Source organism: Nonomuraea cavernae (assembly GCF_040655715.1).
Classification (GTDB): Bacteria; Actinomycetota; Actinomycetes; order Streptosporangiales; family Streptosporangiaceae; genus Nonomuraea; species Nonomuraea cavernae_A.
Genome location: NZ_JBFAKL010000014.1, coordinates 82,822 through 97,375, shown reverse-complemented (window position 1 = coordinate 97,375; position 14,554 = coordinate 82,822). Strand labels below are relative to the sequence as shown.

General features: G+C 69.1%; 14 protein-coding genes. 6 read left to right on the top strand and 8 right to left on the bottom strand.

All coding sequences use genetic code 11. The features are described from left to right. The first annotated feature begins 26 nt into the window (after positions 1–26). From AB0I38_RS21525 to ilvC, 3 genes are read left to right on the top strand one after another with little or no spacing between them, the layout of a single operon-like run. Positions 27–1,766, top strand: coding sequence for an acetolactate synthase large subunit (locus tag AB0I38_RS21525; protein WP_358470579.1), 1,740 nt, complete (start codon positions 27–29; stop codon positions 1,764–1,766). Further along, positions 1,759–2,283 carry an acetolactate synthase small subunit gene (gene ilvN, locus AB0I38_RS21520; RefSeq protein ID WP_358470576.1) on the top strand — a complete coding sequence of 175 codons (525 nt, stop codon included), beginning with the start codon at positions 1,759–1,761 and terminating at the stop codon, positions 2,281–2,283. The genes AB0I38_RS21525 and ilvN overlap by 8 nt, the downstream gene beginning before the upstream one ends. Positions 2,284–2,306: 23 nt before the next feature. Continuing rightward, positions 2,307–3,290, top strand: coding sequence for a ketol-acid reductoisomerase (gene ilvC, locus AB0I38_RS21515; protein WP_358470851.1), 984 nt, complete (start codon positions 2,307–2,309; stop codon positions 3,288–3,290). Between the two features lie 87 nt (positions 3,291–3,377). Here ilvC and AB0I38_RS21510 read toward each other — a convergent pair whose 3' ends face one another. The 7 genes from AB0I38_RS21510 to AB0I38_RS21480 all read right to left on the bottom strand — a co-directional run bounded on the left by AB0I38_RS21510 (position 3,378) and on the right by AB0I38_RS21480 (position 9,214). Continuing rightward, positions 3,378–3,581 (bottom strand): hypothetical protein, encoded by a 204-nt coding sequence (locus AB0I38_RS21510; protein ID WP_358470573.1) that lies wholly within the window; start codon positions 3,579–3,581, stop codon positions 3,378–3,380. Positions 3,582–3,853: 272 nt separating this feature from the next. After that, positions 3,854–3,997, bottom strand: coding sequence for a hypothetical protein (locus AB0I38_RS21505; RefSeq protein WP_358470570.1), 144 nt, complete (start codon positions 3,995–3,997; stop codon positions 3,854–3,856). A gap of 140 nt (positions 3,998–4,137) precedes the next feature. Then, entirely contained in the window at positions 4,138–4,566 is a 429-nt protein-coding gene (locus tag AB0I38_RS21500; RefSeq protein WP_358470567.1) for a CAP domain-containing protein, read from the bottom strand. A gap of 158 nt (positions 4,567–4,724) precedes the next feature. Continuing rightward, the gene (gene dacB / locus AB0I38_RS21495; protein WP_358470564.1) at positions 4,725–6,269 is read right to left on the bottom strand and encodes a D-alanyl-D-alanine carboxypeptidase/D-alanyl-D-alanine endopeptidase; all 1,545 of its coding nucleotides are present in this window, start codon (positions 6,267–6,269) and stop codon (positions 4,725–4,727) included. A gap of 112 nt (positions 6,270–6,381) precedes the next feature. Further along, positions 6,382–6,933, bottom strand: coding sequence for a DUF1707 and FHA domain-containing protein (locus AB0I38_RS21490; RefSeq protein ID WP_358470561.1), 552 nt, complete (start codon positions 6,931–6,933; stop codon positions 6,382–6,384). A gap of 111 nt (positions 6,934–7,044) precedes the next feature. Beyond that, entirely contained in the window at positions 7,045–8,409 is a 1,365-nt protein-coding gene (locus AB0I38_RS21485) for an MFS transporter (protein WP_358470558.1), read from the bottom strand. Positions 8,410–8,452: 43 nt separating this feature from the next. After that, complete coding sequence (locus tag AB0I38_RS21480; protein ID WP_358470555.1) at positions 8,453–9,214, bottom strand: hypothetical protein; 762 nt, start codon at positions 9,212–9,214, stop codon at positions 8,453–8,455. Between the two features lie 335 nt (positions 9,215–9,549). Here AB0I38_RS21480 and serA point away from each other — a divergent pair, with 335 nt between their 5' ends. The 3 genes from serA (at position 9,550) to AB0I38_RS21465 (ending at position 14,117) form a co-directional block, all read left to right on the top strand. Continuing rightward, positions 9,550–11,139: a phosphoglycerate dehydrogenase gene (gene serA / locus AB0I38_RS21475; protein WP_358470552.1), complete on the top strand. Its 1,590-nt coding sequence runs from the start codon at positions 9,550–9,552 to the stop codon at positions 11,137–11,139. A gap of 633 nt (positions 11,140–11,772) precedes the next feature. Continuing rightward, positions 11,773–12,819 carry a 3-isopropylmalate dehydrogenase gene (locus AB0I38_RS21470; protein WP_358470549.1) on the top strand — a complete coding sequence of 349 codons (1,047 nt, stop codon included), beginning with the start codon at positions 11,773–11,775 and terminating at the stop codon, positions 12,817–12,819. Between the two features lie 200 nt (positions 12,820–13,019). Further along, positions 13,020–14,117: a branched-chain amino acid aminotransferase gene (locus tag AB0I38_RS21465; RefSeq protein WP_358470546.1), complete on the top strand. Its 1,098-nt coding sequence runs from the start codon at positions 13,020–13,022 to the stop codon at positions 14,115–14,117. Positions 14,118–14,123: 6 nt separating this feature from the next. Here AB0I38_RS21465 and AB0I38_RS21460 read toward each other — a convergent pair whose 3' ends face one another. Further along, positions 14,124–14,540, bottom strand: coding sequence for an O-methyltransferase (locus AB0I38_RS21460; RefSeq protein WP_358470543.1), 417 nt, complete (start codon positions 14,538–14,540; stop codon positions 14,124–14,126). Positions 14,541–14,554: the final 14 nt, after the last annotated feature.

Below are 14,554 nucleotides of genomic sequence, written 5' to 3'. Positions count from 1 at the left end.
CGAGTAGCCACACAAGGAACGAGCCGATGACCGAACGGATGACAGGTGCACAAGCCCTGGTCAGGGCGCTGGAGCACGTGGGAGTCGACACCGTGTTCGGGATCCCGGGAGGCGCCATCCTCCCGGCGTACGATCCTCTCTACGACTCGACCAAGGTCCGGCACGTGCTCGTACGGCATGAGCAGGGCGCCGGGCACGCGGCCGAGGGTTACGCCCAGGCGACCGGCAAGGTCGGGGTGTGCATGGCGACCAGCGGACCCGGCGCGACCAACCTGGTCACGCCGATCGCCGACGCCTACATGGACTCCGTGCCGATCGTGGCGATCACCGGCCAGGTGGCCAGCGGGGCGATCGGCACCGATGCCTTCCAGGAGGCCGACATCTCCGGCATCACCATGCCGATCACCAAGCACAACTTCCTGGTCACCGACCCGCTCGACATCCCGCGCACGATCGTCGAGGCCTTCCACATCGCCTCCACCGGCCGGCCGGGGCCGGTGCTGGTCGACATCTCCAAGGACGCGCTGCAGGCCGACACCATCTTCTCCTGGCCGCCGGTCATGCACCTGCCCGGCTACCGCCCGGTGACCAGGCCGCACTCCAAGCAGATCCGCGAGGCCGCCAAGCTGATCGCCGAGTCCCGGCGCCCCGTCCTGTACGTGGGCGGCGGCGTGCACAAGGCGGGCGCCTCGGCCGAGCTGATCCGGCTGGCCGAGCTGACCAACATCCCGGTCGTCACCACGCTGATGGCCCGCGGCACGTTCCCCGACAGCCACCCGCAGCACATGGGCATGCCGGGCATGCACGGCAGCGTCTCCGCCGTCGGCGCCCTGCAGCAGGCCGACCTGCTCATCGGCCTCGGAGTGCGCTTCGACGACCGGGTCACCGGGCAACTGTCGACCTTCGCCCCCTACGCCAAGGTCGTGCACGCCGACATCGACCCGGCCGAGATCTCCAAGAACCGCCACGCGGACGTGCCGATCGTGGGCGACTGCAAGGAGGTCATCACCGACCTCATCGCGATCATCGAGGCGTCGGACCGGCAGGGCGACTACACCGACTGGTGGACCCTGCTCAACGGCTACAAGAAGACCTACCCGCTCGGCTACGACGAGTTCGAGGACGGCTCACTGGCCCCGCAGTACGTCATGCAGCGCCTGAGCGCGATCGCCGGGCCCGACGCCTACTACGTCGCCGGGGTCGGCCAGCACCAGATGTGGGCCTCGCAGTTCATCGGCTACGAGAACCCCGGGACGTTCATCAACTCCGGCGGCCTCGGCACGATGGGCTTCGCCGTGCCGGCGGCGATGGGCGCCAAGATGGGCCGGCCCGACGCCACGGTGTGGGCGATCGACGGCGACGGCTGTTTCCAGATGACCAACCAGGAGCTGGCCACCTGCGCCCTGGAGGGTGTGCCGATCAAGATCGCGGTCATCAACAACGGTAACCTCGGTATGGTCCGCCAGTGGCAGACGCTCTTCTACGAGAAGCGCTATTCCAACACCGACCTGCAGACCGCCCGCCGCATCCCGGATTTCGTCAAGCTGGCGGAGGCCTATGGTTGTGTGGGCCTGCGCTGCGAGCGTCCCGAGGACGTGGATGCCACCATCATGAAGGCCATGGAGATCACCGACGTGCCCGTGGTGGTCGACTTCGTCGTCCACCAGGACGCCATGGTCTGGCCGATGGTCGCGGCGGGCACCAGCAATGACGACATCAAGATCGCGCGGGACATGGCGCCGACGTGGGAGAGCGAAGATGAGTAGGCATACGCTTTCTGTGCTGGTCGAGAACAGACCAGGTGTCCTGGCCCGCGTGTCCTCGCTGTTCAGCAGGCGGGGCTTCAACATCGACTCGCTGGCCGTCGGGCCCACGGAGCACGACGACATCTCCCGCATGACCATCGTGGTCAGCGTCGAGGAGTTGCCGTTGGAGCAGGTCACCAAGCAGCTCAACAAGCTGGTGAACGTCCTCAAGATCGTGGAGCTCGATCCGGCGCAGTCGGTGCAGCGCGAGCTGACGCTGATCAAGGTCAAGGCCGACGCCGACAACCGGTCCCACGTGCTCGAGCTCGTCCAGCTCTTCCGCGCCCGGTGCGTCGACGTGGCCTCCGACGCCGTGACCATCGAGGTCACCGGCACTCCCGACAAGCTCGAGGCGTTCGTCAAGGTCCTCGAGCCCTTCGGGATCAAGGAGCTAGTCCAATCGGGCATGGTGGCCATCGGCCGCGGCGCCCGTTCCATTACCGACCGGTCCCTCAGGGCACTGGACCGTACCGCCTGAAAGGTTCTACAGAAGTGACCGAGATTTTCTACGACGACCAGGCCGATCTGTCGATCATCCAGGGACGTCACGTGGCCGTGCTGGGGTACGGCAGCCAGGGCCACGCCCATGCGCTCTCCCTGCGTGACTCCGGTGTCGACGTGCGCGTCGGCCTGCCGGAGGGCTCCAAGAGCCGCGAGAAGGCCGAGAACGACGGCCTGCGCGTGCTCACCCCGTCGGAGGCGGTGGAGGAGTCCAACCTCACGATGATCCTGGCGCCCGACCACATCCAGCGCCATCTCTACGCCGAGCACGTCGCCCCCAACCTCGTCGAGGGCGACGCGCTGTTCTTCGGCCACGGCCTCAACATCCGCTACGGCCTCATCGAGGCGCCCGAGGGCGTCGACGTGTGCATGGTGGCCCCCAAGGGCCCCGGCCACCTCGTCCGCCGTCAGTTCGAGGCGGGCCGCGGTGTGCCGTGTCTCGTCGCCGTCGAGAAGGACGCCTCGGGCAAGGCCCTCGACCTGGCCCTGTCCTACGCCAAGGGCATCGGCGGCACCCGCGCCGGCGCGCTGAAGACCACCTTCACCGAGGAGACCGAGACCGACCTGTTCGGCGAGCAGGCCGTCCTCTGCGGTGGCGTGTCCGAGCTCATCAAGGCGGGCTTCGAGACGCTGATCGAGGCCGGCTACCAGCCCGAGGTCGCCTACTTCGAGTGCCTGCACGAGATGAAGCTCATCGTCGACCTCATGTACGAGGGCGGCGTGTCGAAGATGTACTGGTCGGTGTCCGACACCGCCGAGTACGGCGGCTACACCCGCGGCCCGCGCATCATCACCGACGAGACCCGTCAGGAGATGCGCCGCATCCTCGGCGAGATCCAGGACGGCACCTTCGCCCGGCAGCTGGTCGAGGAGTTCGACGGCGGCCAGAAGGAGTTCACGCGTCACCGCGAGGAGCTGGCGGACAACCCGATCGAGAAGACCGGCGCCAAGCTCCGCCCGATGATGAGCTGGCTCAAGGCCTGATTCACCCGTGGGGGGCCGGGGCCGAGCACAGCCGTCGTGGCTCGGTCCAGCGCTCCCCACGCACCGGGCTCGTGCGCCCGGGAGGGTTCACCCGGTCGCGATCTGCCGGAAGATGATCGTCGCCCGGAAGCTTCCGTCCTGCGACGGATCCGGCTCGGCCCGGGCGCTGATGACGTCCGTCTCGGCGTTACCGCCGAAGAAGCGTTCCGCTTCGCGGTACGCGGCCTCCCTGAGTTCGACAGGCGAGGTGCCGGTGACCGTAACCAGCAGTTCGAAGGGCATCGGCTTCATGTCCACATCCGTCCGCTCTGGTGCGCGTAGCTCCTGCCCTGAGAACGGCGGATCATGCGCGCCCACGTCGGGCTCTCCGGTGCGAGTGATGACCCGCCGCTGACCTTCCGCTGACCCGTGCCGATGCCGGTGCGGAGGTGAGCGGGCCCGGCCGCGGTCCATGTGCGGGGGAGGCGCGGCCGGGCCCGCCGGATGGGAGCGTCGTGGCGGGCGGTGGGAACCGGCGCGGTGGCGCGCTCGGTGGGGGCCAGACGCTCCCTGGCCGGGGGTGGTCAGTGCGTGGCGAAGACCTGGGTCCAGTGCGGCCGGTTGGTCGCGTGGCCGACGCCGACGTGGGTGAAGGCGCAGTTCTTGACATCCTCCCGGCTCTGAAGAACCGGGATTCCGACCGTCGCCGACCGGGCTTCCTGCTTCACCGCCGGTCGCCCGCCCGAGAGAGGACTCTCGTTGAGGTCTTACACCGGCTCCACAGGCGTTTCACCTCTCCGCAAACCCTGCGGCGAGGATGCTTCCGATCATTCGTCCGGTGGCTTGGGTATCGCCACCGTCGAACACACTACCGAACCGCGCGGAGTCGCGCGGCGTTTTTGACGGCGGTCCGCCTGGCGGCCATGCCCGCGGAGTGGCGCTCGGCGGCGGTGTGCAGCTTGGGGTCGTGGACGAGGGCCCGGCAGCCGCCGGCGGCCCGGGCCTCGTTGGTCAGCTTGACGACCGCGTTCTCGACGGCCGACGCGCCGGCGCCGGTCGGCGAGGTCTGCCTCTTGCAGGACAGGGTCACGGCCCGGGACTTGGCGGTGCCGCCCTGGTGGTCGAGGGCGACGACGTAGAAGCGGGCGGGAGTCCTGACGCAGCGTACGCCGGCCACGATCCTGCCGTTGGCGAGCACCTTGGAGCCGCTCTTCACCGTACGGTCGGGGCCGGGCACGACCCGCTTGATCCGCACCCGGAGCCGGGTTCGCTCATCGCAGCCGCTCCTGACCGCCACGCCCCTGATCATGCTGTGTCCGAATCGTAACCACATCTCCGTCGACCTGGGTAAACCTCTCCGTCCTCTCGCGCGTCTCTTTCTCTTCTCCCGGCCGCCGTGGAGGAGGGTGCTCCCCGCGAGACCGTGGGGCGGTCCCGCGGGGAGCCGGGGGAGGGCTAGCAGTGGGCGGGCTTGAGCCAGGAGCACTCAAGGTCGGCGGAGGCCGGAGCGGTCTCGGTGCGGAGCTGGGCGGGAGCGTCGGCCGGGGCGGTGCGGGAGAACTGCGCGAGCCGTACGGCGATCTTGTCCTCGATGTCCTTCGGCGAGCCCGACAGGTACTGGTTGAGCATGATGGAGAAGACCAGCGGCTCACCGTCGGCGCTGGTGACGTAGCCCGACAGGGCGGTGACGCCGGTCAGCGAGCCGGTCTTGGCGCGGACGTTGTTCGCGGCGGGGGTGCCGCGCATCCGGCTGCGCAGCGTGCCGCCGACGAACCGGTCGGCGTTGCCCGCGATGGGCAGCGAGTCGTACCAGGTCTGATACCAGGGCTTGCCGCGCACGGCGGTCAGGAGCTGGACGATCGAGGTGGGCGTGAACCCGTCGCGGCGCGACAGCCCGGAGCCGTCGCGCAGGTTGAGCACCTGGACACCGTTGGCCTTGGCGAAGTCGGTGGTCACCTTGAGCCCGGCGGCCCAGGTGCCCTGACCGGCGACCTTGCGGCCCATCGCCTTGGTGAGGATCTCGGCGTGGATGTTGTTGCTGAGCTTCATGAACGGCACCAGCAGCTCGCTCAGCGGCATCGACTCGTGCTTGGCGAGCTCCTGCGCGCCGGACGGGGCCGCTCCGGTGACCGTCGGGCCGAGGACGCGGACGCCGTGCTTGGTCAGCGCCTTGCGGAACAGCGAGGAGACGTACGCGGTGGGGTCGTCGACGGCGACCCACTCGTCGTACGTGCCGGCCACGGTGCCGGTGATGACGACCGTACGCGTGCCGTGCTGCCGTTCGATGAGCACGTCGGTGGAGGTGCCGACGGTCGCCTTGTTGACGATCTTGAAGTAGTCGGTCTCCGGTGTGGTCGAGACCTTGACCTCGCCACCCGAGGGAGCCACCGAGACGATCACCGAGCCGGCGTCGTAGTCGGTGTCGGGCGAGGCGGTCAGCGCGGAGATGGGCGCCGCGTAGTAGGCCGTCTCGTCGTCCCAGGTCCAGTCGTTGCCGAGCCGTACGGAGTCGAACCAGGTGTCGTCGGCGACGAGCTTGCCCGTGACCACCTTGATGCCCGACCCGGCGATCTCAGCGGCCAGCGCGTCGTAGTCCGCGGCCAGCATCGTCGGGTCGCCGGTGCCGCGCAGCACCAGGTCACCGCCCAGGATGGAGCCGGTCTTGCGCCCGCCGGTCAGGACCGTGGTGGGGAAGCGGTAGTCGAGGCCGAGCGTCTCGGCGGCGGCCGCGGAGGTGAAGAGCTTCGTGTTGGACGCCGGGATCAGGAGCTTGCCGCCGTCGGTGGCGTAGAGCTCATCGCCGTTGGCGGCGCTCTTGACGACCACGCCGGCTCTGGCGATGGTCAGACGCGAGTCGCTGAGGATCTGGTTGAGGTCCTGGGTCAGGTCAGCCACGCCGGGGGACGGTTCGAGCGCGACCGCTGTGGAGGTGGGGCTGGACGCCCACGCGAGGGTCGCGACGAGCGCGCCCGCGACGAGCGAGGCTGAGGTACGCCGCATGGGATCTCCAAAGGGCTGGGGGTCTCGCCTGGGATCATGGGTCAGCACACGGAGCCTGTAATCCGCAAATATCCGTATTTTTCGGCGCTGCCTCCAGCACCCGCTACACGGGTCAGACGGAGGGGAGGCCGGCGCTCACCAGGAAGCCGCAGTCGCCGAAGGAGATCTCGTCACCCGACCGCACCCGGGCGGGCCCGACGAGCCGCCACCCGTTCAGCCGGGTCCCGTTGAGCGAGCCCAGGTCGACCAGCATCCATCCGCCGTCGGGGTCGCGCCGCAGCTCGGCGTGGACGCGTGACACGGTCAGGTCGGCCAGTACGAGATCGCACGCCGACCCGCGGCCCACCACATAGCGGGCCCGGTCGTCGTCGGGCAGCGCCAGGCGGGGCAGGCGGGGCCGGCGCCAGGCCGACCGCAGGCCGGTGGTGAAGTCGGAGGCAGTCGACACCAGGTCGGTGAGCCGCCGGCGGAACGACCGGCGCCGGGGGAGGTCAGCCACCAGTTTGTCCAGCTCGTCCTGGTTGCGTGCCCGGAGCGCCTGATCCACCCGGCCGACGAACGTGTCGTGTGAGATCCGCCCTTCGACGGCCCGATCGCGCAGCTCATCGATCGCACGATCACGTTCCCCGTCGGAGGCGCGGAACGGTGGATGCGTCGAGCTCATGCCCCGAGTATCGGCCTATACGGCGTGCCCTGTCCAGAAAGTGCGGATCTCCGTGGCGGGATCCCGCCGCCCCCCTCTCGTCGCCCGCCGACGGCCTCCCTTGCCCGCGGCTCAGGGCGTCGTGACCGGGGTGGCGGCCTTCGTGGGATCGGTCAGGCGGTACTTCAACGTCATCAGCACCGACAGGAAGATGATCAGAGCCGGGACCGCGGTCTGCCCGATGAGCACGCTGGTCACCGCGCTGTCCGGCTGCTGGACCGGGGTGTTCGCCTGCGAGGGGATGAAGCCGCCCAGGGAGATGATGACGCCGAAGATCAGCGCTCCGAACGCGCTGACCCCGCTCTCGATCGCCGTCCACAGTCCGGTGAACACACCGGCCCGCCGGTGGCCCGTGGTCGCGGTGTCCGTCGCGATCACGTCGGCCAGCATGGAGAACTGCAGTAGCGTCACCCCGGCGATCCCGGTGCCGACCAGCAGCAGCACGGCGTGCGCGTAGACGGGGCCGAAGATCGGCGTGGCCAGGGCGGACGCGGTGCCGATGCCGTACAGGAGTCCGGCCAGGATCATGGCGCCGCGCTTGTCGAACCGCTTGGCCAGCCGCACCCACAGCGGCATGGTCAGCAGCATCGGCCCGACCAGCACGGCGAAGAGCGTCGTGGTCGTTTTCGGATCGCCGAGCGTGTAGGCGGCGAAGTACGGCGCGGCGGCCAGCATCGTGGCGATCGCGAGCTGCTGCGTGCAGCTCAGCGCCAGGAGCCAGACGAACGCCGGGTTGCTCCGGGCCGCCGCGAACTGCCGCAGCAGCCCGCCCGTGTCCGCGTGCGGCGCGGCGGTCATGGGGGCGCGGGCCGTGCCGAAGAAGGAGCCGAGCATCGCGGCGAACATGATGAGGGCGATCGTCACGGCCATCAGCCGGTAGCTGCCGAGGGTGCCGTTCTCGCCCTGGCTGTTGACGATGGTCGGAGCCAGGACTCCGCTGATCATGGTGGCCAGGCCGACGAAGATGATCCGCCACTGCAACAGCGAGGTCCGCTCGTGGTAGTCCTCGGTCATCTCGGCGGGCATCGCCTTGTACGGGACCTCGAACAGCGCGTACGCGGTGGCGGCGGCCATGAAGCACAGGCCCACGTAGATGGCGGCGGGGGTGCCGGTCAGAGGGGGACCGGCGAACACCAGGTAGAACATCACGGGCAGCGTGCACGCCCCCGCCAGCAGCCACGGCCGCCGTGGGCCGAGCCGTGATTTGGTGCGGTCGGACCAGCGGCCGACCAGCGGGTTGATCACCAGGTCCCAGACCTTGGGAGCGGCGACCACGATCCCGGCCAGCCACCCGGGCACGGCCAGGAAGTTGGTCATGTAGTAGAGCAGTAACAGGCCGGGCACGGCGCCGAATGTCGCCGTGCAGAACGATCCCACTCCGTAACCGAGGCGTACACCCCGGGAAACGGTGGGTACGCCCACGGCCGGTGCGATCATCCCCTCATCTAAACCGAGCGGGCCCTTGTTCGGTAGAGGCTATTTAGTCGCGCACGTCGGCGCAGACGACGTGCGCGCCGATCTCGATCATGCGGCGCTCGCTGCGCGCGTCGGCCACCCTGGCCATGAGGATCGGCGCCTCGCTCGCCGCGAACTGCGGCAACCGGGCCCGGACCCCGCGATGCAGGTCGCGGACCACGTCCTCGGCGGCAGACATGTGCACCTTGACGTGCAACATGATGCCGGGAGCCCCGGAGGCGGTGCGGGCCTCGGAGATCCAGACGTGGTGCACCAGCGGGAAGTCCATGAGCAGGGTGGCGATCGCGCGCCGGAGCGCGGGCAGGATCGGGTGCGAGCAGCGGCGGTAGCCGGGGTCGACCTGTTGCATCGGCCCCGACAGGTGCGGCCGCGGCGCCGGGATCCACGGCATCGGGGGCGATTCGGTCGGCGGGGCCGCGACCTGCGCGACGACGCCGCCCCGCGAGACTGTGGCCATCGCGCCCGTCGCGTAGGCGGCGGGCGCGGCGCCGGACAGGACCGGTGTCGGTCCCGTACGGGTCGAGGTGAGGTAGCGCTGGAGGTCGTCGATCGGCACGGCCGCCGCGGCGGGTCCGGCCGCGTCGATCACGATCTCCCGGACGCCGGTGACACGCTGGATGTCCAGGATGGTGTCCGCGTCGCAGGCCGACAGCGAGTGGCTGCCCCGGTGCCTCGCGTAGGTCGCCGCTCCGGTGTATCCGAGCAGCACGCGGTCACCTGCCTGGGTGGTGCCCAGGACGACGGATCGGTCTGGTCGCACAGCCACCAGGACTCCACCGTCCGAGAGGGCTGCCAGCAGGCGGTGGGGGGCACCATGCTGTGCGAGCACGTCGGCGAGCGCAGGGTTCCCGATGCTCATATGACGAACCATAGGTAGTCGGCCATGGCTTATCAGGCTAATAGCCAATAAATCTCCCGATCAAGACAAAGACGGCTCCCATGTGGATGACTTTGCCCACCGAGGGGTACGCCGGGCAGGCGCCGTCTCAGAATGCGGGTCCCTCGTGAATGCGTTCACAAGCGCGGATAGACTCGGAGCGATCCCGAGGGACCCCGTCGAGGTGTCCTTCCCGCCCGCCGCCTGCATCTAAGGATCCATCAGTGAACAAGCCCGTCGTTCTGGTCGCAGAGGAGCTGTCCGAGGCAGGCCTCGCCGTGCTCGGCGCCGATTTCGAGGTTCGCCACACCGACGGCGCCGATCGTTCCCAGCTGCTGCCCGCCCTCGCCGGGGTCGATGCCCTGATCGTCCGCTCGGCCACTCAGGTCGACGCCGAGGCCATCGCCGCCGCCCCGAAGCTTCGCGTGGTCGCGCGTGCCGGTGTCGGCCTCGACAACGTCGACGTCGAGGCGGCCACCAAGGCCGGTGTGATGGTCGTCAACGCGCCGACCTCCAACATCACCAGCGCCGCCGAGCAGACCATCGCGCTCATCCTGGCCAGCGCCCGCAACACGGCCCAGGCCCACGCCGCCCTCAAGAACGGCGAGTGGAAGCGGTCGAAGTACACCGGTGTCGAGCTCGACGAGAAGGTCGTCGGCATCCTCGGCCTCGGCAAGATCGGCCAGCTCGTGGCCCAGCGCCTGCAGCCGTTCGGGGTCGAGCTGATCGCCTACGACCCCTACCTGCCGCCGGCCCGCGCCGCGCAGATGGGCGTCAAGCTGCTGAGCCTCGACGAGGTCATCAGGCAGGCCGACTTCATCACCGTGCACCTGCCCAAGTCCAAGGAGACGATCGGGCTCATCGGTGACAAGGAACTGCACGAGGTCAAGCCCTCGGTGCGCATCGTCAACGTGGCCCGCGGCGGCATCGTCGACGAGAGCGCCCTCTACGCCGCGATCAAGGAAGGCCGGGTCGCGGGCGCCGGCATCGACGTGTTCTCCAAGGAGCCCTGCACCGACAGCCCGCTGTTCGAGCTGGACCAGGTCGTGGTCACGCCGCACCTCGGCGCCTCCACCCACGAGGCCCAGGAGAAGGCCGGCACCCAGGTCGCGCGCAGCGTGAAGCTGGCGCTGGCCGGTGAGTTCGTGCCCGACGCGGTCAACGTCCAGGGCGGCGCGGTCGCCGAGGACGTCAAGCCGGGCCTGCCGCTGGCCGAGAAGCTGGGCCGGGTGTTCACCGCCCTGGCCGGCGAGGTCGCCACCAAGCTCGACATCGAGGTGCGCGGCGAGATCGCCTCCCAGGACGTGCGGGTGCTGGAGCTCGCCGCCCTCAAGGGCGTCTTCAGCGACGTGGTCGAGGACTCCGTCACGTACGTCAACGCGCCGCTGATCGCCAAGGACCGCGGCCTCGTCGTCGACCTGGTCACCAGCACCGACAGCCCTGACTGGCGCAACGTGGTGACCGTGCGCGGCGTGCTCGCCGACGGCCGCCAGGTCTCGGTCTCCGGCACGCTGTCCGGGCCGCGCCAGATCACGAAGATCGTCGAGGTCAACGGCTACGAGATGGAGATCGAGCCGACCGAGCACCTGTCGTTCTTCACCTACACCGACCGCCCCGGCGTCGTCGGCGTGGTCGGCCGCCTCCTCGGCGAGCACGGCATCAACATCGCCTCCATGCAGGTGGCCCGTGACGTCAAGGGCGGCAAGGCGCTCATCGCGCTGACCGTCGACACGGCCATCCCGGCCGAAGTGGTCGAGCAGATCGGTGGCGAGATCGGCGCCGACAGCGGCCGCTCGGTCGACCTCGAGGACTGACCTCACGCAGGGCCAAGGGGGGTGCGGCCGCTGTCGGAACCGTCCGGCGGCGGCCGCTTCGCCGTCTCGGGCTTGTCTCACGATGCGAGATGCTAGGACATCCAACGAGACAGCTGTAGCAGCGCAAGGTAGCCTGAACGGGATATGCGCCAGGTTCTCGTACTTATTACCTGCCGCGGCGGGGCCTGTTAGGGCAGGTCGACGACCCGCCGCGGAGAGCGGCGTTCGTGTCGGCCATCAGTCCCCCTCGCCCGGTCCGTGACCCGGACCCGCGAGCTCAGGCCCGGTCGGCTCGCGACCGGAGTCCGACTTCCCAGATCCGACGCCCCGCGAAACGAGATGAGTCCCATGTACGAGATGTATGCCTGGAACGGTGCCGAGGAGCACAAGGACGAGGCCGCCGAGGCCGTGCAGACCGCGCTGGACCGCCGGGACAACGGCGGCCAGCCGCAGAGCTCGCAGAGCTAGCGGGCCGGCCGCCTCTTCAGGCCCCGCAGGGTGGCCCTCTCCGCCGGTGAAGTGCGCTTTCTCCGCTGACATGCTGATTGCGGGACTCCGCGAGGAGTAGAATGGAATGTCCAAAAACTGAGACGGTGTGTTCGTCAGTCGAGACGAGCCGGTAAGGTGCCATCCATGGAGTCGCGCAACATTCGCCTGGCAGTCATCCCCGGAGACGGCATCGGCACCGAGGTCGTGGCCGAGGGGCTCAAGGTCCTCGAAGCGGTCGGCACGAAGATCGAGGCCACCCACTACGACCTGGGCGCCGCCCGCTATCACCGCACCGGCGAGACGTTGCCCGACAGCGTGCTCGACGAGCTGCGCGGCTACGACGCCATCCTGCTCGGAGCGGTCGGCGACCCCAGCGTCCCGCCGGGCATCCTGGAGCGCGACCTGCTGCTCAAGATCCGCTTCGCCTTCGACCACTACGTCAACCTGCGACCGGTCAAGCTGTTCCCGGGCATCGAGACCCCGCTGGCCGACACCCGGCCCGAGGACATCGACATGGTCGTCATCCGCGAGGGCACCGAGGGCCTCTACGCGGGCACCGGTGGCACCATGCGCCGCGGCACCCCGCACGAGATCGCCACCCAGGAGTCGCTCAACACCGCCCACGGTGTGGAGCGCGTGGTGCGCTACGCGTTCGAGAAGGCCCGGTCGAGGCCGCGCAAGAAGCTGACGCTCGTCCACAAGACCAATGTGCTCACCTTCGCCGGCGACCTCTGGCAGCGCACGGTCGACCAGGTGGCCGCTGACTACCCCGACGTCACCACCGACTACAGCCACATCGACGCGGCCTCGATGTTCTTCGTCACCCACCCCGAGCGGTTCGACGTGGTCGTCACCGACAACCTGTTCGGCGACATCATCACCGACCTCGGCGCGGCGATCGCCGGCGGCATCGGCCTGGCGGCCAGCGGCAACATCAATCCCGAGCGCACCACGCCCAGCATGTTCGAGCCGGTGCACGGCAGCGCCCCCGACATCGCCGGGCAGGGCAAGGCCGACCCGACCGCCACGATCCTGTCGGTCGCCATGCTCCTCGACCACCTCGGCCTGCACACCGAGGCGGCCAAGGTCGAGCAGGCGGTCGCCGACGACATCGTCGAGCGGCTGGCCGGGTGGGCGAGCCGCACCACCCACGAGATCGGTGACGACATCACCGCGCGAGTATCGAGCTAGGGCCCGCCCCAGCTCCACCGGCGCCTGGCGGTCCCGAACAGGACCTGCCAGGCGCTTTTTCGCGTCTAAAAAGGCCAAACACCCCATCGGCCTCTTGCCATCCCAAATAGCGAGACAATAGGAAGTACCCACAGCCTTCGGGCGGTGTCGATCAGATCCATGGACTCGTAGAGAGTTCGTAGAGAGAAGGAACCTCCGTCATGACCATCGCTCAGAAGCTCAGCTTCGACGTGCAGCATTCCGACCACGCTCGCACCGCGGCCGAGCGGGAGCAGGTACTGGCGAATCCCGGCTTCGGCCAGGTCTTCACCGATCACATGATCTCGATCGACTACACCGACGGCGAGGGCTGGCACGACGCGCGGCTCGAACCGTACGGGCCGCTCTCGCTCGACCCGGCCACGGCGGTCCTGCACTACGCGCAGGAGCTGTTCGAGGGGCTCAAGGCCTACCGCCAGTCCAACGGCTCCATCGTGACCTTCCGTCCCTACGCCAACGCCGCCCGGTTCAACCTCTCGGCCCAGCGGATGGCCATGCCGGAGCTGCCCGAGGAGACGTTCGTCGAGTCGCTGGAGCTGCTCGTCCAGACCGACCGCGACTGGGTGCCCACCACCGAGGGGCACAGCCTCTACCTGCGGCCGTTCATCTTCGCGACCCAGGTCGGACTCGGCGTCAACTACCCGTCCCGGACCTACCGCTACATGGTCATCGCCTCGCCGGCCGCCTCCTACTTCAGCGGCGGCATCAAGCCGGTCTCGGTGTGGCTGTCGACCGAATACACCCGCGCCGCCCCCGGCGGCACCGGCTTCGCCAAGTGCGGCGGCAACTACGCCGCCGCCTTCGTCGCCCAGCGCCAAGCCGTCGAGAACGGCTGCGACCAGGTCGTCTGGCTCGACTCCCACGAGCACCGCTACGTCGAGGAGATGGGCGGGATGAACCTGTTCTTCGTCTACGGCGACAAGCTCGTCACCCCGGCCCTGACCGGCACCCTGCTGCCCGGCATCACCCGTGACTCGATCCTCACGCTGGCCGCCGGCCTGGGGCTGAAGCCGGAGGAGCGGCTGATCACCACCGATGAGTGGCAGGCCGGGTGCGAGTCAGGCGAGCTGACGGAGGTGTTCGCCTGCGGCACCGCCGCGGTCGTCACGCCGGTGGGCTTCGTCAAGGGCGCCGACCGCTCCTGGAGCATCGGCGACGGCACCCCCGGCCCGGTCACGATGCGGGTGCGCGAGGAGCTCGTCGGCATCCAGTACGGCTCCCGGCCGGACCCGCACAACTGGATCCACAAGATCAGCTGACCCGGCTCAGCCGTTCTTCCGCACCATGGTCAACCCGTCGGCGATGGGCAGCATGACGACCGTCACCCGTGGGTCCTCGGCCACCAGGTCGTTGAACTCACGCATCAGCACCGTCATCTCGTCATCGCGCGACGGGTCGGCCACGTACCCCGTCCACAGGGTGTTGTCCACCATGAGCAGCCCGCCCGGCCGCAGCCGGTCCATGAGCAGCTCGTAGTAGGCCGGGTAAGCCGCCTTGTCGGCGTCGAGGAAGGCGAGGTCGACGGGCTGGTCGAAGGCGGCCAGGGTCTCCAGCGCGGGGCCGAGCGTGAGCGTGACGCGATCGGACACCCCGGCCGCCAGCTCCCGCAGCAACGGGTCGGGCTGGGTGGTGTGGTCGAGGATGTACCGGCCGAGGGCGGTGTCCATCGCGAAGGCCTTCATGGGGTCCATTGTCG